The sequence below is a fragment of the Thalassotalea castellviae genome, from assembly GCF_031846185.1.
In the GTDB taxonomy this organism is placed as follows: Bacteria; Pseudomonadota; Gammaproteobacteria; order Enterobacterales; family Alteromonadaceae; genus Thalassotalea_H; species Thalassotalea_H castellviae.
Genome location: NZ_JAVRIF010000010.1, coordinates 1 through 21629, shown reverse-complemented (window position 1 = coordinate 21629; position 21629 = coordinate 1). Strand labels below are relative to the sequence as shown.

15 protein-coding genes are annotated in these 21629 nt (G+C 36.7%); 8 read left to right on the top strand and 7 right to left on the bottom strand.

The genetic code is table 11. From position 1 onward, the window contains the following. The first annotated feature begins 181 nt into the window (after positions 1–181). Positions 182–1591, top strand: a complete 1410-nt coding sequence (gene mpl, locus RM573_RS15090; RefSeq protein ID WP_311583885.1) for a UDP-N-acetylmuramate:L-alanyl-gamma-D-glutamyl-meso-diaminopimelate ligase — start codon at positions 182–184, stop codon at positions 1589–1591. Between the two features lie 9 nt (positions 1592–1600). Beyond that, a complete protein-coding gene (locus RM573_RS15085; RefSeq protein WP_311583882.1) occupies positions 1601–2218 on the top strand; it encodes a flavin prenyltransferase UbiX in 618 nt (205 codons plus the stop codon). A 93-nt stretch (positions 2219–2311) separates the two neighbouring features. On the opposite strand, the gene RM573_RS15080 is transcribed toward RM573_RS15085, so the two are convergent. Then, entirely contained in the window at positions 2312–3979 is a 1668-nt protein-coding gene (locus RM573_RS15080; RefSeq protein ID WP_311583880.1) for a M10 family metallopeptidase C-terminal domain-containing protein, read from the bottom strand. 441 nt (positions 3980–4420) lie between these two features. On the opposite strand from RM573_RS15080, the gene RM573_RS15075 reads away from it, so the two are divergent. Then, entirely contained in the window at positions 4421–7654 is a 3234-nt protein-coding gene (locus RM573_RS15075; RefSeq protein WP_311583877.1) for an amidohydrolase family protein, read from the top strand. Between the two features lie 610 nt (positions 7655–8264). Here RM573_RS15075 and RM573_RS15070 read toward each other — a convergent pair. Continuing rightward, entirely contained in the window at positions 8265–10322 is a 2058-nt protein-coding gene (locus RM573_RS15070) for a PKD domain-containing protein (protein WP_311583875.1), read from the bottom strand. 572 nt (positions 10323–10894) lie between these two features. Here RM573_RS15070 and fic point away from each other — a divergent pair. The 3 genes from fic to RM573_RS15055 all read left to right on the top strand — a co-directional run bounded on the left by fic (position 10895) and on the right by RM573_RS15055 (position 14070). Beyond that, a complete protein-coding gene (fic, locus tag RM573_RS15065) occupies positions 10895–12001 on the top strand; it encodes a protein adenylyltransferase Fic (RefSeq protein ID WP_311583873.1) in 1107 nt (368 codons plus the stop codon). 433 nt (positions 12002–12434) lie between these two features. After that, positions 12435–13502 carry a uroporphyrinogen decarboxylase gene (gene hemE, locus RM573_RS15060; RefSeq protein ID WP_311583871.1) on the top strand — a complete coding sequence of 356 codons (1068 nt, stop codon included), beginning with the start codon at positions 12435–12437 and terminating at the stop codon, positions 13500–13502. Between the two features lie 145 nt (positions 13503–13647). After that, entirely contained in the window at positions 13648–14070 is a 423-nt protein-coding gene (locus RM573_RS15055; RefSeq protein WP_311583869.1) for a hypothetical protein, read from the top strand. 58 nt (positions 14071–14128) lie between these two features. Here the strand turns inward: RM573_RS15055 and RM573_RS15050 are convergent, their stop codons facing one another. The 3 genes from RM573_RS15050 to RM573_RS15040 all read right to left on the bottom strand — a co-directional run bounded on the left by RM573_RS15050 (position 14129) and on the right by RM573_RS15040 (position 17324). Beyond that, on the bottom strand, positions 14129–14650 hold the full coding sequence (locus tag RM573_RS15050) for a SixA phosphatase family protein (protein WP_311583867.1): 522 nt from the start codon (positions 14648–14650) through the stop codon (positions 14129–14131). Positions 14651–14694: 44 nt separating this feature from the next. Continuing rightward, on the bottom strand, positions 14695–16131 hold the full coding sequence (sthA, locus tag RM573_RS15045) for a Si-specific NAD(P)(+) transhydrogenase (protein WP_311583865.1): 1437 nt from the start codon (positions 16129–16131) through the stop codon (positions 14695–14697). Between the two features lie 74 nt (positions 16132–16205). After that, the gene (locus RM573_RS15040) at positions 16206–17324 is read right to left on the bottom strand and encodes a fatty acid desaturase (RefSeq protein ID WP_311583863.1); all 1119 of its coding nucleotides are present in this window, start codon (positions 17322–17324) and stop codon (positions 16206–16208) included. 201 nt (positions 17325–17525) lie between these two features. Between RM573_RS15040 and fabR the strand changes: the two genes are divergently transcribed. Then, entirely contained in the window at positions 17526–18149 is a 624-nt protein-coding gene (gene fabR, locus RM573_RS15035) for an HTH-type transcriptional repressor FabR (protein WP_303449966.1), read from the top strand. Between the two features lie 39 nt (positions 18150–18188). On the opposite strand, the gene trmA is transcribed toward fabR, so the two are convergent. Beyond that, entirely contained in the window at positions 18189–19283 is a 1095-nt protein-coding gene (gene trmA / locus RM573_RS15030; protein WP_311583859.1) for a tRNA (uridine(54)-C5)-methyltransferase TrmA, read from the bottom strand. Between the two features lie 161 nt (positions 19284–19444). On the opposite strand from trmA, the gene RM573_RS15025 reads away from it, so the two are divergent. Further along, positions 19445–20689 carry a DUF5610 domain-containing protein gene (locus RM573_RS15025; RefSeq protein WP_311583857.1) on the top strand — a complete coding sequence of 415 codons (1245 nt, stop codon included), beginning with the start codon at positions 19445–19447 and terminating at the stop codon, positions 20687–20689. Positions 20690–20785: 96 nt separating this feature from the next. Here RM573_RS15025 and RM573_RS15020 read toward each other — a convergent pair whose 3' ends face one another. Next, positions 20786–21232 carry an RNA recognition motif domain-containing protein gene (locus tag RM573_RS15020; protein ID WP_311583855.1) on the bottom strand — a complete coding sequence of 149 codons (447 nt, stop codon included), beginning with the start codon at positions 21230–21232 and terminating at the stop codon, positions 20786–20788. Between the last annotated feature and the right edge of the window lie 397 nt (positions 21233–21629).

Below are 21629 nucleotides of genomic sequence, written 5' to 3'. Positions count from 1 at the left end.
AAAATGAATCGTTAAAAAATAGCCATCAATCGATACAAATTATTATTTTAGCACTTTTAAATGATTAACTTATGGTAACAATTGTGTTTTTTCAACGTGATTTGGGTATATTAGCGAGATAAAGGTACATCCTTAGATATTGTACCAATAAATTGAGTGATAAAAGCGTTTTAGGAAAGTTATGCATCTTCATATTTTAGGTATTTGTGGCACATTTATGGGCGGAATAGCCGCCATTGCAAAACAATTAGGGCATCGTGTTTCTGGTTGTGACGCGAATGTTTATCCACCGATGAGTACACAGCTAGAACAATTAGGCATTGAATTAAAACAAGGTTATTTAGTTGAACATTTAGATGATGAGCCTGACTTAGTCATAATTGGTAATGCCATGGCGCGCGGCAATGTGATGGTTGAACATGTGTTAGATCGAAATATTCCTTATATTTCTGGTCCACAATGGTTGCTTGAAAACGTTTTAAAAGATCGCTGGGTGTTAGCGGTTTCGGGTACTCATGGTAAAACAACCACCAGTTCAATGCTTACTTGGATATTAGAGTATGCGCACATGAAGCCGGGCTTTTTAATAGGCGGCGTTCCACAAAACTTTGATTGTTCAGCACGTTTAGGGGATGCGCCGTTCTTTGTCATTGAAGCGGATGAATACGACACGGCATTTTTCGATAAACGTTCTAAATTCGTTCATTATCGACCACGTACTTTAGTGATCAATAATATGGAGTTTGATCACGCTGATATTTTTAATGACTTGAGTGATATTCAACGCCAATTCCATCATTTAATAAGAATGGTGCCAAGTAATGGATTAGTTATTCACCCACAAAATGAGCATGCAATTGCTGAGACCTTAACGCAAGGTTGCTGGACACCAGTAGAAGTGAGTACCGATCAAGAGCATTTAGCCCAAGGTTGGCATGCTGAAAAGTTAATTGCCGATGGCAGTGAATTTAATGTTCGCTTTAAAGGTGAATTACAAGGCACAGTAAAATGGTCGTTAATTGGCGACTTTAATGTTGATAACGGCTTAATGGCTATCGCCGCTGCACGACATGCTGGAGTTCCTGCTCATGTTGCCATTGATGCACTTGCTGAATTTGTTAATACCAAACGTCGCTTAGAACTTAGGGGCGAAGTGAATGGTATTCGAATATTCGATGATTTTGCGCATCACCCAACGGCTATTAGCAAAACATTAGCGGGTTTGCGAGCAAACGTTGCTGTAAAAAATGGCGAGCAAAGTAGCGTAAGTGCAAAACAGACGCATCGAATAGTTGCTGTGTTAGAGCCTAGGTCAAACACTATGAAGTCTGGTGTTCATAAAGATACTTTAGCAGCGTCATTAAATGAAGCCGATGCTGTTTATGTTTTTCAAGGTGATAAAGTACAATGGTCAGTTGAGGCATTAATTGCCGATTGTCAGCAACCTTGTTATGTCAACGACAATTTGAATGAGTTTATCGAGCAAATCATAAGTGATTCTCAAGAAGGTGATACTATTGTAGTAATGAGTAATGGTGGCTTTGGTGGCATTCACGACAAATTGTTAGCTGGTTTAACGAAGAGAAAGTAGGAAATAAGCATGAGTGATTTTAACGAAAAAATAACTATTGCGATCACTGGCGCTTCAGGCTCTTTATATGCGTTACGACTTATCGAATGTTTAGTCGCTGCTGATCATCAACTATATATTCTTTGCTCCAGTGCAGCCCGAGTGGTATTTGATACCGAAGTTGGTTTAAAACTACCCAGTTCACCTGATTCGGCAGGAAAAATATTAACCGAAAAATTTAATGCCAAAGAAGGTCAAATTACGTTTTTTGGTAAGGAGCAATGGTTTTCTCCGGTTGCTTCGGGTTCGGCAGCTCCGAAAAAAATGGTGGTATGTCCTTGTTCAACTGGAACACTTGCCGCGATAAGTCAAGGAATGAGCGATAATTTAATTGAACGAGCAGCCGATGTAGTGATTAAAGAAAGAGGACAGTTAATTTTAGTTCCGCGAGAAACGCCTTTTTCGACCATCCATTTACAAAATATGCTGAGTTTATCGCAAATGGGCGTCACTATTATGCCTGCCGCGCCGGGATTTTATCATAACCCTGAATCCATCAATGATTTAATTGATTTTATGGTTGGCAGATTATTAGATCACCTGAACATAGAGCAAAAAATTATGCCGCGTTGGGGTTATCAGAAATAGGTCCAATATTTTTACGTTTATTCTAACTTTTCGTATTTAATATAATAAAAAAGCCCCAATAAGGGGCTTTGTTATTTTATTAATTACTAACTATTATAAAATTAAATCGCCACCCGATAATACTGCACCATTCAAATCAATTGATAAGTCAGCTAAACCGTCACCGTCTACATCGCCTGAAAGTACACCATCTGCAAAACGAAGCTCACCAGCTAGATTAGAGAACTCTGTATCATTTACAAATGTAAAGCTTACACCTGTTGCGATTAGATCTATAACATCTTCACCAGTAGTGAAATCAGCAATAACGTCACCAGATTCAATGTTTGAAAATACAAATGTATCTGCACCTTCACCACCGTTATAGGTATCTGCGCCAGCAAAGCCATTTAAGACATCATCACCACCGTTACCTGTTAAAACGTTTGCAACCTGGTTACCTTTTAAATAATCTCTCTCACTTGAACCAATGGCATTTTCAATGATAGTGCCGTAGGCAATTGAAATATTGTCATGAGATGTAACACCTAGTCCGCTTACACCTGTTTCAATAGCAAGAAAGCCTTCGTGTGCAGATGTCGTCAAATCTTGCCAAAATGCACTGGTACCAGGGGTAACAGGGCCAACTGATGCACCTGCATCAGCTATTGCTTGTCGTCTAGCGTTAATAACATCATCACTTGGCACTGAAGCAGCACCTGAGCTGAAAGATCCTGATTCTAAATCAATAAATACACTAGCATTTGCACCTGACATATCAAGAGTGTCATTTCCGCCAGCATCATAAATTGTTAGATATGGAAAGTAATTTTTTGTAAAATCAAATACATCTCTACCAGCCGTTGAATTCCAACCATAAGTTGTATCATCTGCGCGAGTTGTAGGATCTGCACCATACGCTTGATGAGCGGCAAGGACGTCATGTACTAGCGGTGTTTGTGCGTTGTTGTAAAAGCCAGTAGACCAATCAACTATACCAAAAGCGAATGGTTGATTTGATGTTTCTTGGTCGCCCCAATAAGACATAATCGCATACTGAGTACTGTCTTGAGCATATTCCGCTTGATCAGCATAAGTTGTTGCGCCAGAACCGTTGTAGGCACCAGGATGACTTAACCCTAGCGTATGGCCAATTTCATGAATGACAGTAGTTGCACCGTAACCACCAAAACCTAACCAATTGTTTGTCCAGTTAATTGCAGGGGTTGCAACAAATACATCACCAAAGAATTTCCAACCTTTAGCCTTAGTAAAGCCGTATTCCGGGTAGTAGGCATAAGCTTGCCCTGGATCATCACTATTAGCGAATTGGATATCAGCACCTTTAGAACCACGCTCTATAAAACTCGGGGCAATTATATCATCCCAAAGTTGAATGCTTTCACGGGTACTTTCTTTCTGAGATTCTGAAAAACCACTTAGGCCTTCACCTGCTGTAAAGCCATATTTTGGATTGTTATATAAACCCGTTAGGCCATTTCCTTTAGGAAAATTATAAGTAATTTTTCCACCATTGGCCGAATTTAAATAACCTGTCCAAATTTGATTAATGACTTGAGGTAAATCAGCTATAACCTTACCGTTATAATAATAACCTGCATACTTATCGATACTCATATGCTCAGGTTGTACAGTTGTTAAGTTTGCTTCTAACTGTGATTGTTCTTTATTTATTACATCAGCTGTACTTGACGCCGTAGCTAAAGTTGTGCCCATTGCGATACAAACAGCAAGTCGTTTTTTCATTATTTTTTTTATCATGCTCTTCTTCTCTGTCGAATGAATTGAATATTGTAATTTACACTTTAACACTACTAGATTGTGAATTAGTTGTAAATAAAACGTGAAGTCGAGAAATTTTATAAGGAATTATAAACTGACTTGCCATCCATATTTTTAAAAATTAATTTATATTCTTTAATATAAATAATTTTAGCTTTAAAACTAAGAGGCAACTTTAGAAATGATTTCTGTATTATTTGATGTTTTTTTGCAGAATGCTCTTCTGTACCTAATAACACTCTTATTAGATTAGCTTTTATAAACAAAGGGGACTTAACTTGTTTAAAATGTATTTTATCGAAACACACTTTATTCTGTAGTTAAAGTGTGCTTTATTATCTTATCTAAAAATTGTATACAATTATTCATTTTTACTCAGTTATTTAACAATAAGCACTTAAAACAATAGGTACAACAAGCATGCCTCATACTTTTAATACAAAAAAAAGAAGACAAATTAAAACGTTAGCACTTTCTGTCGCTTTAGTATTTTCAGCGTCTAGCTCTGCTTTCTATGATGAAGAAAGTAAACCTGAAAAATGGTCTGTTAATGATCCGCAAGGCATTTTTAAAACAGCCAATATTGATGTGACTCAGGGCACATGGATGAACGTCGATGTGAGTCCTGATGGGAAAAATATCGTGTTTGATTTATTAGGCGATATTTATACGATGCCGATCAGCGGCGGAGAAGCTAAAGCGTTAATGACCGATATTGCCTGGCAGATGCAACCTCGTTTTAGTCCTGATGGCAAGCATATCGCTTTTACGTCTGACGAAGATGGCGGCGATAATTTATGGATCATGAAAGCCGATGGTAGTGAAGGAAAAGCGGTGAGCTCAGAAACCTTTCGCTTATTAAATAGTCCTGCATGGTCACCTGATGGTAATTACCTAGTCGGCCGCAAACACTATACCGGTTCACGCTCATTAGGTGCGGGCGAAGTATGGCTGTATCATAAAACGGGCGGTAGTGGCGTGATGTTAACTAAACGTCCAAATGAACAAAAAGATTTAGGTGAGCCTGCGTTTTCTCATGATGGAAAATATGTGTATTTTTCACAAGACGCAACGCCAGGAAAAACTTTTCATTACAGTAAAGATTCTGAAAAAGGCATTTATAAAATTAAACGTCTTGAGTTAGCTACGGGTGAAATTGACGTTATTGTTTCAGGTAAAGGTGGTGCGATTCGACCTGTACCATCACCTGACGGTAAATATCTTGCTTATGTTAGTCGTGATGATTTTCAGTCAAATTTATATTTATATGATTTAAAAAGTGGTGAAGAGCGTAAAATTTTCACCGGATTAGACCGTGATATGCAAGAAACTTGGGCAATACATGGTGTCTATCCAAACATGGCGTGGTTACCTGAAAGCGAAGGGATGGTGTTTTGGGCTGGCGGCAATATCAATAAATTGGATATAGAAACGGGTAAAAGCTCAGTGATCCCATTTCATGTTAAAACGACAAAGAAAATCCAAACCAACTTACGTTTCCAGCAAGATATTGACCAAGACAATGTTGATATAAAAATGTTGCGCGATGTTGAGGTGTCTCCCGACGGTAGAAAAGTGGTTTTTGAATCCTTAGGTCATATTTATATACAGAGCATTGCTAAAGGTAAAACAACAGGAAAAGCAAAACGGTTAACGAGACAGAAAGATCATTTTGAATTAAATCCAAGCTTCTCACGAGATGGTAGAAAAGTAGTGTTTGCTACTTGGGATGATAATAAATTAGGTGCAATCCGCGTGGTATCAACACGTGGTGGTAAAGGGAAAGTGATCACGGATGAACCAGGCAAATACATTGAACCTAGTTTCTCGCCAGATGGTAAAACCGTGGTGTATCGTAAAGTTTCGGGCGGCGCTATTTTAGATCCTAAATGGGGTTTAAATGCGGGTATTTATACCGTTGCCACGAAAGGCGGCAAAGCTCGTTTAATTACTGAATCTGGAGTTAAACCACACTTTGATGCGAATAACGATCATATTTACTTGATCCAACAAGGTAAAAAAACACAGTTAGTTAAAGTCAATTTAGCGGATAAGAAAACACAGGCGTTATATCAAGGTAAATTCGCGACCGAATATCAAGTATCTCCAGATGGCAAACATTTAGCGTTTGCAGAGCGATTTAAGGTCTTTGTTACACCTTTTGTAGAACGTGGAGATGTTATAGATACAGGGCCGGGTGCAAATAACTTACCTGTAGAACAATTATCCGTTAGAGCCGGCGAAGGTATTAATTGGAATGGTGATTCTGATCAATTGTATTGGAGTTTAGGGGCCGATTTATATCAAGCTTCTGTCAATGGCTTATTTGAATTTAACGGACAAGCTGATTCTGAAAATAAACAGTCCGAGCCAGTGGTTACTCACTTAGGGTTTAAGAAAAAAGCAGATAAGCCTGCAGGTGTTGTCGCCTTTGTTGGTGGTAAAGTGATCACTATGGAAGGTGAACATGTAATTGATAATGGCGTTGTCGTCGTGAACGGAAATAAAATCTCTGCAATTGGTGCGAAGGGTAGCGTGGAAATACCTAGTGATGCCAAGGTGGTAGATATTACCGGAAAATCTATTATGCCAGGTATTATCGATGCCCATGCACATGGTCCACAAGGCAGCAGTGAAATTATCCCAGAGCAAAACTGGGAAAACTATGCAGGTTTAGCCTTAGGTGTAACAACAATTCATGATCCATCCAATGACACCACTGAATTTTTTGCGGCAAGTGAAATGCAAAAAACCGGTCAAATTGTTGCGCCACGGTTATTTTCAACCGGTACTATTTTATATGGTGCAACGGTTGCAGGTTATACTGCGCATGTTGATAAACTTGATGACGCGAAATTTCATGTTGAGCGTTTAAAGAAAGTAGGTGCCTTCTCCGTTAAAAGTTATAACCAACCGCGTAGAAACCAACGTCAGCAGTTTATTCAAGCGGCACGTGAAGCAAAAATGATGGTAGTGCCAGAAGGTGGTTCGTTATTGCAACATGACTTAACTATGCTGATTGATGGCCATACAACGTTAGAACATTCTATTCCGACGGCCGTAATATATGATGATGTTAAGCAACTATGGTCGCAATCTGACATGGCTTATACGCCAACTATGGGCGTTGCTTTTGGTGGTATTGCCGGTGAAAACTATTGGTATGACACCACTGACGTGTGGAAACATCCCCGATTAAGTCAATATGTGCCGAGTGAAATTTTAGATCCGCGTTCTATGCGTCGTCCTAAAGCACCACATCATCACTATAATCATATTAACGTTGCGACGGTTGCTACTGAGCTGCAAAATTTAGGAGCCATCGTAAACTCAGGTGGCCACGGACAACGTGAAGGCTTAGCCATGCACTGGGAAATGTGGATGATGGCACAAGGTGGCATGACGCCTCTTCAAGCACTAGGCACTGCCACAATTAACCCCGCAAGAACTTTAGGGTTAGATAGCCAAATTGGTTCACTTAAAGTGGGTAAATTAGCGGATATGATTGTTGTTGATGGTGACATTACCCAAGATATTCGTTTATCGGATCGCATAATATATACCATGGTAAATGGTCGTTTATATAACAGCGAAACCATGAACGAAGTAGGTAACTATGATAATAAGCGTAATAAATTTTACTTTGAACAGTAATATTTACCCTTAGTTATTTAATGCTATACATAAAAAACTCGTAGTCTGAGCCAAAATTTTTGGAAAAGAGTACGAGTTTTTTTATGGGAGATATTTTCTTAAATTTTAGGCAAAAAAAAGCATTTGCTTGAATTCAAACAAATGCATTATAAAAACATGAAATACTATGGGAGATAACACTTCTGTATAGTAAGAGCAGGGTTTTCTGAATTAGTTCAAATTAATTTAAAATAAAAATAAATAATTTATTTTTAATTATTGGTAGCTATTACTATTAAGAAGCAATGATAAAAAATTGTCAATTTTTGATGGTTCAGGCAATAAAAAAGCCTTACAAAAGAAATACTCAAATATATACTAAGTCTTTGTTATATAAATACTTAAAGTTAATTTTATTTTCTGGGGATGCACTGGGGCTGCTTGGTTTGTGTATGCATACATAGTTTTACTTTCTAATAAGCTGTTATCAGAAGTTAAAACGAGTAACAGCGTATTATACATCAATGCAAAATATAATTTTAGTAGTGTTCTATTTCCATAGCTTAAACAAAATCAACAGGTCGGGCATCAAACATAAAAGCTGTAACTACTAGAGAATATTTTGTCACAATCAATTTAGCACTTTTATATCAGTAATACTAAAACGACTAAGTTCATTTTCAGTATAAAACTCTGAGGTTGTACCAGATACTTTGTAATCAGTACTATTAAGATAAGGGTTAGTAAACTCAATTCCATTGAACACAACATCACGCACCCAGTTGTATTTATTTTGCAATAACTCACTATGCTGCATTCTGTCTCTAAAATATTCAGGCAGTAAAATGTAAGATGTTATAGATTCTGCAACATCTTCCCAAGATCTATAACTATTATTTGCATTACCTAAACCAGATGCATATCTGCTAACAAAGTCCTTAACATCTTGATTTCCATAATCTTCAGAAGCAAAAACAAAAGGATTTATTGAGCTATTCATATAATCAATTAGTTTATCTGAGCAAACTTCTTTTCGATCATAGATAGGATGCATATATTCGCTATCTCCAGATCTAGCATCTAGATCATGCACCATTTCATGTATTAATACACTCACATAGGAAAAAGTGCTAGAAACAGTTTCATCATATGGATGTTCATCCGCTCTAATAGCAGAGCGCTTTTGAGAGTCAAAGCTAAACAACTCTGGTGTTTGTATTATTATTTCATCTAGAAAGACTGGATTGTTCTTGCAAGACCCTGAAGACACTCCCATGTCAATTAAAGCGCCACACATTTGAGGTACTAAGTTGGCAATTAAGCACTCATTAGTATGCTTTTGATATTGAGTGATTCCAGAGTTAATTAAGTCAAAAATCGATGAAAATAAGTGGGCAGCAAAAGTTTGAGAAAGGTTGTCAGCAAAGTTAGGTCCTGATATATCCATATAATTTGGTAGTTTATCTGATTTGGTTGCTATAACAGGTTCAATAGCAGCTAATTTTTCATCAATTTCACGTAATTTTGTTGAATCAACCGTCTCTCCAGTATTAATGCCGTGCTTTTCATAACCAAGTAATCGTAATGCTTGAATGATACGCCAACGAAGTCCAAATTCTGCTGGAAGTGGATAGATATCTAATGGTAGTTGTACAGTTGCGTTACCTTGAAGAACTTGTTCTGCTTCTTCATCCCCGCAAAACCACGCACTGTTAATATAGCCATCATTACAACCTTTAAGTACTGTTATTTCTACAATATCGGGAAGACTATCTTTATTTCCATCATTCACTATAAGTTGAAACAACAATTTTTCATCAGCTAAGACTATTGGTATTGTAATTTGTGGCTGCTCGGAACTTGGGTTTTGTATTGAAACATTAGTCCCTGAAGAGACAAGAGACCAAGCATAGGTTATCGTTTCGCCTTCTGGATCTAGAGAATTAGTGCCATTCAATGAAATAATTGTCCCTTTTTGAACAGATTTATTATCTCCAGCATTTGCTACAGGTAGCTGATTTAAGTGAATTACTGTGATATCCACTGCGTCACTTGCTATAACGCCATCATTATCAGTAACAATAAGCTGGAAAGTTAATATTTCATCAGATGTGATATCAGGAGCAACAAAGGTAGCTATTGATGTATCAGAATTTGTTAATTCTACAACTGTTCCTGCAGTTTGTGACCAACTATAAGTTGTTATGCTTCCATCCGCATCCGTCCCTGAACCAATTAATGACACTTCAACTAATTCATCAATGGTTTGATCTACTCCTGCATCTGCTACGGGTAACTGGTTGACTCTAGTAATGCTGATATCTACAGTATCATTTGCTGTCCCCCCATCATTATCAGTAACAGTAAGCTGGAAAGTTAATATTTCATCGGATGTGATATCAGGAGCAACGAAGGTAGCTGTTGATCTATCAGAATTTGTTAATTCTACAACTGTTCCTGCTGTTTGTGACCAGCTGTAACTTACTATGTTTCCATCCACATCAGTCCCCGAACCAATTAATGATACTTCAACTAATTCATCAATAGTTTGAGCTATTCCTGCATCTGCTACAGGAGATATGTTTTGAATTGGTTTCGTGGTGTTTGCAGAGCCTGAACCTCCACCACCGCAAGCCGAAAGTAATGCACTTAAAAATACAGTGATTAAGTATAGGTGAAACTTAGACATAGTTTAAAATCCATTTATATTTATTTTTAATTGAGTAAGAGCTTCCCCTCTCTTTATTCTTCTTATCATAACCCATTGTTAATTAAGTGTGAATAAAACATAAGTACATTTACTTGGTACAGTTATTTACAGAACTCCAAGTAAAACCATTTTTTCACAATCAGTGATTGTTTAACTAAAGCATTATTTTATTGAAATTGTATTTAGGAAGGTAAGCCTTAAGGCTAATATGAGGCTAAAGCCTCGTTCTGCTGTTTGAAAAATATATAAACCTAGTTAAATAGGGCTGTAGGTATATTTAGGGCTTTAGCCTTAAGCTTAAGCAGCAGCTCTTTCTATTTGCCACGTGAAAAGTCGGGTTATAAACGCTTTGCCGTTGCATACAAGTCCCTTAACTTTCATGATGAATACACCCTCGTTTTAATTAAATTTTTTATGTTTATCCCATCGACATTAAACTAATTCCTATCAAAACGTGTCGACTTTTTTAACTTTTATAAACATGTTGCCTTTACATGTTGATGGTATAGACATATGCTTAATTCGTGTCGATAAAAACGGAAAACATAAATATGACTTGGCGAGCGGATCTTCCATTTAATGAAATGCCCACACTACCACTAAGTGTAGATGTGACAGAAAACATAGCTATTTTGAAAGCGTGTATTCCTGCTCGTGCTGCGTTAGCTGAACTTAAACAGGCGGGTGATTTACTTCCTAATCAAGGTTTATTGATTAATTTATTACCCTTGCTTGAAGCGAAAGACAGTTCTGAAATTGAAAACATTGTCACTACATCAGATAAATTATTTCAGTATGCACAAGAAGACAGCCATGCTGATCAAGCAACTAAAGAAGCGTTACGTTATAGAACTGCTTTATATCAAGGTTATAAGCAATTAAAGCAACGCCCACTTTGCACTAATACAGCAGTTGAAATATGTAGCACAATAAAATCAGCACAAATGGATATTAGAAAAGTGCCTGGTACAACGTTAAGTAATCAAGCAACGGGTGAAATAATTTATACACCGCCAGTAGGCGAACAAGTGATAAGGGAATTACTGGCTAATTGGGAGGTATTTCTTCATACAGAGGACGATATTGATCCACTGGTAAAAATGGCTATCAGTCATTATCAATTTGAAGCTATTCATCCTTTTATTGATGGTAACGGTAGAACAGGACGTGTACTTAATATTTTATACTTAATAGATCAAAATTTATTAACGTTACCTATCCTGTATTTAAGTCATTATATTGTGCAAAACAAAGCTGATTATTATCAATTATTACGTGGTGTTACTCAAAATGGTGATTGGCAACCGTGGATACTTTATATACTTAAAGCTGTTGAAGAAACAGCAAAATGGACAACAGATAAGATTTCCGCTGTGCGTGAACTGATTGAGCATACAACTAAGTATATCCGTGAACAGTTACCTAAAATTTATACTTATGAATTGGTTAAAGTTATTTTTGAGCAACCTTATTGTCGCATTAGTAATTTAGTTGATAGTGACATAGCGAAAAGACAAACCGCGTCGGTTTATCTTAAACAACTTTGTGATATTGGCGTTTTAACTGAAATTAAAGAGGGTAAAGAAAAGTTATTTGTTCATCCTAAACTTGTTCAGCTAATGACCTGTGAAACTAATGACTTTGAAAACTATTTGTAAATTTAAAGCATATTTAGGCTAAGTTCAAAGCACTCAAAGATTAAATATTCAATGCATCCACATTATTTTAGGCAATAAAAAAGCCTTACAAAAGTAAGGCTTGAAATGCTCGCTGTATGGTCTAGTTTTACTAGCTTCTTCTTAGTTTTATCTTTTTATTATTATTCTTTTCCGTTAGCGCGGGACAATTTATAGCAAACAGATTTTACCCTTGCAACAACTTTATTAGAGCATTTATACCACGAGTTTATTCGTATTTCTGATTAAAAAACAAACGTTATATTTTTGTTAAAACTAAGTTCATGATTGGTAAAGAAGTTATTTAGTAAAATTCTATTTGTTAACGCGTTATTTTGGATGTTTTGATTTAGAACATAGATCAAAAAAATTCACAATGGTAGAATGCGCGCACTTGATTTAATGGAAACCATTCATGACTGAATTAAAAAACGATACTTATTTACGCGCGTTAATGCGTCAGCCTGTAGATTACACTCCTGTATGGATGATGCGACAAGCAGGTCGTTATTTACCTGAATATAAAGAAGTACGTAAAGATGCTGGCGATTTTATGGCGCTATGCCGTAATACTGAACTTGCCACCGAAGTCACCATTCAACCTCTTCGCCGTTTTGAGTTAGATGCAGCAATTTTATTCAGTGATATTTTAACGATTCCAGACGCCATGGGATTAGGTTTATATTTTGAAACGGGAGAAGGGCCAAAGTTTGAGCGTCCTATAACGTGTAAAGCTGACGTAGAAAAAATTGGTCATCCAGATCCAGAAGGCGAGTTGCAATATGTAATGAATGCTGTTCGTTCTATTCGTAAAGAACTAAAAGGGCGAGTGCCATTAATTGGTTTCTCAGGTAGTCCGTGGACATTAGCAACTTATATGGTTGAAGGTGGTAGTTCTAAAGCATTTACCAAGATTAAAAAAATGATGTTTGCAGAGCCTCAAACGCTCCATTTGCTTTTAGATAAATTAGCGGACTCGGTTATTTCTTACTTGAACGCTCAAATTGCTGCAGGTGCTCAGTCCGTCATGGTATTCGATACTTGGGGTGGAGTTTTATCACCACGTGACTATAAAGACTTCTCATTGCAATATATGGCTAAGATTGTTGATGGCTTAACGCGTGAAAACGATGGCAGAAAAGTTCCAGTAACTTTGTTTACCAAAAATGGTGGCATGTGGTTAGAAAGCATCGCGGCAACAGGTTGTGATGGGGTTGGCCTTGATTGGACAATTGATATTGCTAACGCGAAAGCGCGCATTGGTGATAAAGTTGCTTTACAAGGCAATATGGACCCTTCCATGTTGTATGCACCTAAAGCGCGTATTGAAGAAGAAGTTGCAACTATCCTTAAGGGCTTCGGAGAAGGCGGTACAGGCCATGTTTTTAACTTAGGTCACGGTATCCACCCTGATGTAAACCCAGAGCATGCCGGACATTTTATCAAAGCAGTGCGCGAACAAAGTAAGCAGTACCATAAGTAAAAAATCTAACGTAGATATCTTAAAGGAGCTATAGGCTCCTTTTTTTATGTGAGCCAGTTAAATGACGTGTACACTTATGTCAGCAATCAGCATTTAATTGCGATAAATATATGCAGTAATAAGCCGTAGTAGAAAGGAAGATAGTATGATGAAAATAACCGCAAGTTTAGCTTTATTAGCATTCACTTTAATGGGATGTAATCAAGCAGCAGAAAAGCAATCAACAGAAAAGTCTCTTGAAAATACCACCACAGTTGTCACAGACAAGAATGCAGTAACACATGATAAGAAAGTTTCTGGTGTGAAGGATGATGCAATGAAATGGCAGCAGGCAAAAATTAAGTATTTGAATTTTGAGGGAGGTTTTTACGGATTGATCACCCATAGTGGCGATAAACTTTTACCGCTAAATTTAGACAATGCTTTTAAACAAGATGGGGCAGTTGTGAGCATTCAGGGGGAGAAGGTAGAAAATATGATGACAATACAACAATGGGGTAAGCCATATAAAATTACTAACATTAAATTAATAAAAGCAGGGCGTGTCAAAGTACCCGTTAACCAGTAAACGTATTGGTTTGATAAAATAACACGTTATGGATGGGAATTATTCATTTACATTCAGTTTATTGACAACTGAGTGGTTGTTTTAAAAGAGTTAATTGAGCATTATCCCCCGTAAATTGTACTTGATATAACATTTGATATTCTTGTTCAGTTATCTCTTTCACTAAAGTATTGGCAATCAGCGCAGTTAATTGAGGCGTAGTATTGCTATGCCCTACGATCACAGTATTGTTTTTTGCTTGTTTGATCTTACTTGCAAAAGCTTTTAAATCGCGTGGAGAATAACTTTGTACTTGAATATTCAGCTTTTTCGCTAGTGGAGCTGCAGTTTGTTCTGTTCTGACGAATTTTGTGCTGTAGATCGTTTTTATCTTTGCTTGTTCAAGCATAACTGACAGTTGTTCTGCTCGCTTAACTCCACATGGCGTTAAAGGAGGATTTTTCTGCGTCAATACTTTTTCCGCATGTCTGACTAAATACACAGTAAATTGTTGTTCACTATTAGTGTCATTAGCGACGACAGGAGTAGTAAATATTAGAAAACTCATCAAGGTTACTAGTGTAAAAGTAAAAAATTTCATGAGTTTTCCCTAATATTTACCAATTCTAATCACTTATCGTTTTGTTAAAATAAACGATTAAGTCCATTTAATGCGGCTACCCTAAAGGCTTCAGCCATGGTTGGATAATTGAAGGTGGTATTCACAAAGTATTCAATAGTATTACCGCCACCTTTTTGTTGCATGATTGCTTGGCCAATGTGAATAATTTCTGCTGCATTTTCACCAAAACAATGAATCCCTAAAATTTCTTTTGTTTCACGATGAAATAGAATTTTTAATGAACCAACTAAACTATTGGCAATTTGCGCTCGTGCAAGGTGTTTAAACTGAGCACGACCAACTTCATAAGGTATTTTGGCTTCTGTTAATTCTTGTTCTGTTTTACCGACAGAACTAATTTCTGGAATGGTGTAAATACCCGTTGGAATATCAGCAATTAATTTAGCTGTACTTTGTTGATCTATCATTGCATCAGCCGCTAAACGACCTTGATCGTAGGCCGCACTTGCTAAGCTTGGGTAACCAATAACATCGCCCACAGCATAAATATTTTCAACGTCTGTTTGGTAGTGGTCGTTCACTCTAAGCTGACCTCTACCATCAGCTTTTAATCCCGCATTTTCGACTTTTAAGTCAGCAGTATTACCTGTGCGACCATTGGCAAATAACATACAATCTGCCCGCATTTTTTTACCTGACTCTAAATGAACAACAACAGCTTCTTCTGTTTCTTCAACACGCTTAATTTGTTCACCGTGGCGAATTACCACACCATTGTTCCATAAGTGATAACTTAATGAGTCAGACATTTCATCATCAAGGAAGGAAAGTAGACGATCACGCGTATTAATTAAATCTACTTTAACGCCTAAGCCTCTAAATATTGATGCATATTCACTACCTATAACACCTGCACCATAAATGATGATAGAACGTGGGTCATGGGTTAATGATAAAATTGTATCTGAGTCATATACGCGGGAATGCTTAAAGTTAATGTCATCAGGTCGATAAGGACGAGAACCAGTGGCGATAACAATTTGTGCCGCTGTTATTTGTTCAACAGAACCATCACTTTTTAAAATTTGTAAGGTGTTTTTATCTACAAATGACGCTTCACCGACAATGTGTTCCACTCTATTTCTATCATAGAAACCACTGCGCAATTGCACTTGTTTTCTGATCACTGCTGCAGCATGTTGCAAAATATCAGGAAAAGTTAAGTGTTTGGCTTTTTCATGTTGGCGAAATAATGGATTTGAGTTGTATTCTATTAATCGTCTTACACTTTGACGTAATGCCTTTGAAGGGATGGTGCCCCAATGTGTACAACCCCCGCCAACATCCTTATATCGTTCAACAATAGCGACTTTCTTATTTCTTTTTGAAAGTTCCATTGAAGTACCTTCGCCACCAGGGCCGGTACCTATGATGATTGCATCAAAATCGAATGATTGTTTTTTACTTTTTTTGCTTGTTGAAGATGTTTGCTTAGTCAAGACTGTAACCCCAGTTCCTACGGATATAAAAATTTTAGCAGGAAATGGGGATTAGGTAACTAATAAATTGTTTTTTAAGCGAGTTTTTCGATAAAAAATTGCCAACTTTGTTGCTGATCAATTAATCGCTGTTTTAATTCTTTATATTGCGCAACAAGTTCTGAGCGTTCTACGTCTGCGATGAGTTTATCTCGCTTGTTTGCAATTAAGGTTTTTTTGATATCGTAGTAAGCATTTAGTTTATTAATTAAGGCATCGTACTCATGCTGTAAACGTTCAAGTAGTTGTTCCGCGTCAGGGTGCTCACTCAGCTTTTGTTGGCTACGTTTAAGTATCATAGATAATCGTGCTTTCTCTATTTTATCTTCAGGACTTTTCCGTAATTTATAGGTTAAACCAAGATATTCACAGCTTTTAATCAGCCATTTTGTCGGGTCAAATTGCCACCAGCGAATGCCGTTACGATAATCATTTTCAAAGATATGATGAAAATTATGATACCCCTCGCCAAAAGTAAGAAATGCTAAAAACCCGTTATCACGCGCGGTGTTTTTTTCTGTGTAGGTTTGCTTACCCCAAATATGAGCAAGGGAATTGATGAAAAAAGTCGTGTGATGGCTTAATACCAATCGTAAAAATCCAACCAATAGTAGACTGCTGATCACATCGCCATGCCATAAGCCAAACAACAGTGGAATACCAAAGTTAAGGGAAATCGTTAATAACAAATAATGTTTATGTTGCCACATAACAATGGGATCTTTTTGTAAATCCCGCACATTCTCATAATTGGTATATCGATGTGCTTGGTATTCTCTTAGCATCCAACCAATGTGAGAGTACCAAAATCCTCTCTTAGCGGAATAAGGATCGACATCATTATTATCGACATGTTTGTGGTGTACTCGATGATCAGATGACCAATGTAATATACTGTTTTGTAATGCAAAAGCTCCACCTAAAGCGTAGATGATGCGTAATGACCAATGTGCTTGATAAGTTTTATGAGACCATAAACGATGATACCCGGCAGTAATTGACATGCCACAATAAATAAAACACAACAATGCCATGATGATTTCTGCACTATCAAAACCGTGGGTAATTGCTCTATAAGGCACAGCTATTGCTGCAAATAAAAAGGTGATGACGAAAACAGCGACATTCAACCAAATAAGTTTAGGTTTTTTCATGAATCTTCCGGGTAATCTCTAAATAAAACTTTCAGTGTACACGTGTACGCTATTTTAGTTGTCATACCAGATGAGTCAAGTATTAATTCGACTCTTTAACTAAGTTTGAATAATTCATCAGTTTGAAGTTGCTTTTAAGTGCTAGTAATACACTTTAATTTCAGTATCATATTAAAGGTAGTAATAAGCTAAGGTAGAAAAATGAGCGGAATTCGAGCGCAACAAAAAGAAAAAACACGTCGACAATTAATTGATGCTGCATTAGGCCAGTTAAGTGCTGATCGGAGTTTTTCAAGTTTGAGTTTACGAGAAGTCGCGAAAGAAGCGGGGTTAGCGCCAACATCATTTTATCGTCATTTTTCAGATATGGATGAGTTAGGTCTTACTTTAGTTGATGAAGCAGGGTTAACGCTTCGTCAGTTAATGCGTCAAGCACGCCAACGCATTGAAAAAGGTGGTTCTGTCATTCAAATTTCTGTCCGAATTTTTATGGAGTTTATTGAAAGTAACGGCAATATTTTTCGTTTACTTTTACGCGAACGCTCAGGGACATCGCCGGCTTTTCGTGCTGCGGTAAACAGAGAAATTAGCTATTTTACGCTAGAGCTTTGTGATTATTTACAACAGGCTAATAAATTAGATGCTGAAGTTGCGGCATTACAAGCAAATGCGGCTGTTACTATTGTTTTTAGTGCTGGCTCAGATGCGTTAGATGCTGATAAAAAAGACAGAGAACAACTCGCTTATCGCACTATTCAACAGTTACGTTTTATTGCGCGAGGTGCGATGGAGCTTGCGCAGCGCATAGAAACTCCAAAACCTTAAGTCAGTGGTTGTCCTCAAGTCATTATTAACTATGCTGGTTTAGCGTTTTGTTAAAATCACCCCTGTTTCTATATGATGGGTGTACGGAAACTGATCAAACAAGGCCATTTTTTCTATTTTATGGGTTTTAACTAATTCCGTTAAATTATCCTTTAAAGTTTCAGGATTACATGAAATATAAACCACGTGCTTGAATCGACTGACTAACTCAATACTATCAGGGTCTAAGCCAGCCCTTGGCGGATCTACCAAGACACTGTCGTAGTTATAGCTCGTTAAATCAAAGCCTTCTAGGCGACGAAACTTTCTTTCGCCATTCATCGCTTGGCTAAACTCTTCACTCGACATTCTAACAATATCAATATTTGAAATGTTATTTTGAGCGATATTAATTTGTGCTGACTTGACTGACGTTTTGGAGATTTCTGTACCAATGACTCGATCAAAATTTGCTGCAAGGGCAATACTAAAATTACCGTTACCACAATATAACTCAACTAAATCACCACCTTTATCTCTCGTTGCATCTTGCGCCCACGTTAACATCTTTTCATTTACTTTAGCGTTAGGTTGGGTAAAGCTATTTTCAACTTGCTGGTAGATCAATTCTTGACCAGCAACAGTCAATTTTTCGGTAACAAAATCTTGCTCGAGAATGATTTTTTGTTTTTTCGCTCTACCGATAATATTTATCGGACAAATTTTTGCTAATTGTGCTTTCAGCCAGAGTGCTTGTTGCTGCCATTCATCACTTAATTGTTTATGATAAAGTAAACTAATAACTGCTTCACCGCTTAATGTCGCAAGAAAGTCTACTTGAAAAAGGCGTTCTCTTAACATTGGTTTATCGCGAACCATCGTTAATAAGGCTGACATTAGTTCATTAATTAAGGTACAAGCAACAGGGAAATATTCTACTTTAAATTTTTTCTTCGTTGCTTGATCAAACATGATGTAATACAAATCATCACCATCATGCCATACTCTAAATTCCGCTCTTTGGCGATAATTCATCGGCTCTGAAGTAAATATATCAAAGCCAGAAAAGTTAAAATCACGAAATAAAGCTGTCATATTTTCTTGCTTTTCAAGCAATTGCTTATCGTAATTGATTGGATCTATATGACTAAACATGAAATTACCTTAGGTTTGTTATTAATGGCGCACTGAATAAAGAGCGCAGAGTTTAGCGTTCATCAAAATTTTGTCTAGTATAAATATAGCAAGTGAGCAACTTTCATTAAGTTTTTTGCAATTTTGCCGATAACGTTACACACCTATTTTTTGAGATTATGATGATGAATAAAGTAGATAATATAGCTGATGCACAAATACCTCAAAGAAATCATACAACTAAAGCTCATGAACATCATAGGGCTCATCCATTAGAATCGTATCGACAAGAGATATTAGATAATGTGGCGTTGACAGGTAATGGTCCATTAGGGATGAAGGTTGTTCAACACTCGATATCTATGCAGTTTTCATCTAGCAGCCGAGAGATAATCACATCGGAAGAAATTGATGTAATAGAAGAAAATAACACTTCCTTGTTTGATTTTGAAAAAGTCGCGGAAAACGTTTTGAACTTTATTGGTGGAAGAATTCGTTTAGCAAAAGAAGAAGGAAGTTCAAATGATGAGTTAGAAGCTATGTTTAACCAAGCAAGAACTGGGGTGACACGAGGTTTTGAACAAGCGCTTGGTGAATTAGATGAATTAGGTGTGCTTGATGATGAGCTTACAAATGGTATTGAAAAAAGCCGAGGATTAATTTTTCAGGGAATTGATGAGTTAGAACAATCCTATTTTCCAACTAATAACCAAGCTGAAAAATCTGAAGATTCTGAGGTTTCAAAGTTAGACTCTGAAAATATAGTAACGTCCTTGAATACAGAGCTTTACGCATCATCAAAAAGAACAAGTGATCTAGTTATCACCACACTAGATGGCGACAAAGTCAGCATTGCATTTAGTGATATTCAACAAGCAGAAAAAAATGACAGGTATACGAATGACAAAGATCAAGTGGAAAGATTTGAATCTTCAAGTTCTAGCTATCGAACTACGCATTTTAGCTACACGATTGAAGGCGATATTAGTGACGATGAACAACAAGCAATTGCTTCATTAATTAAAGATGTCAATATGTTGCAGAAAGATTTTTTTAAAGGTGATATCGAAAAAGCGTTCGATCACGCTATGAATTTAGGCTTTGATACTGGTCAAATCGCTGAATTTTCCATGGAGTTATATCAGAGTAAAACGACAAAAGTGAGTCAAGCTTATAGCGAAGTGGCAAATGCCGATCAAAAAGTACTGCCAAGTCAAGAGAAGACATTGAGACCATTGATTGACTTCGTGAAGCAACTGCAAGTATTGCAAGATCAAACAGATAGGCTTCTAGAAAATCAAAATGGACAATTTTTCACACTGTTTGAAAAAGTATTCGAAGCTGAGTTTTCTCATTTAGAAAGTTATCAAGAAAATCTACAACAGTTAGAAAAAGTAACAACTCCTTTTATAAAAGAGCCTTCATAAATATAAGCGGCAAGAATTAACTTTAAGTATTGGACCGTCAGCTAACAAAAAGCCGCAAATTATGCGGCTTTTATAATTGAAAATTAATATTTCATCTTATTCATTGTTATCAGATTTCTCTGGACGTTCTTTTGCTTCACGCACTTTTAACGTACGTTGTTGAAATTCAGAGTCGTTTAACTGGCTCACAGCATTATCTGCATCACAGGCTGACATCTCAACAAAACCAAAACCACGTCTTTTACCTGTGTGTTTATCTTTCATTAAGCGTACCGAATGGACATTACCATATTCTGAAAACAATGCTCTTACTGCACCTTCGTTTGCTCGATAAGGTAAATTACCTACATAAAGTGTACTGACTTCACCATCATCTTCTTCAGCTAAACTGCTTTGAGAGCCAAATAAAGAAGTGATAATTGCTGTTATAAAGACGAAAATTGCGATGGATAGAGAAGTGTTTAATAAATTATCAGCGATAAAATAAGCAACAATAGCAAAAATCAACGCGATAATAACGTTTAAAAGTTTCGGAGAGTTCATAAAAGTTTACCTAATTATTATTTTTAAAATATAAATTGCCGTTACATGTTACCCAGCTTTGAATAATGTGCAAGAATAAGTGTAATTTTTATTCAATAGTATCAACCTACTACTTTTAAAAAGTATTATTACTCTCTTCATTCAATTAAATTCTCTATTAACAAACGTCTGATTTTGTTTTATTTTTGGAAAATATTATTTTATGCATCACTTGGCTTTTAATCATATCTACAAAGTATAAGTACAAGTAGCTAATATATAACCATTCATTGCTGAATATTTATGCCCACCACTTAGAATTGTTTTATTTTTAATCGAACAAACAAAAGATCGAAAAAAAGACTTGCAGGTTTGAGATAATTCCCTAAAATGCGCTCCACTTCTTCAGGGAGACCTA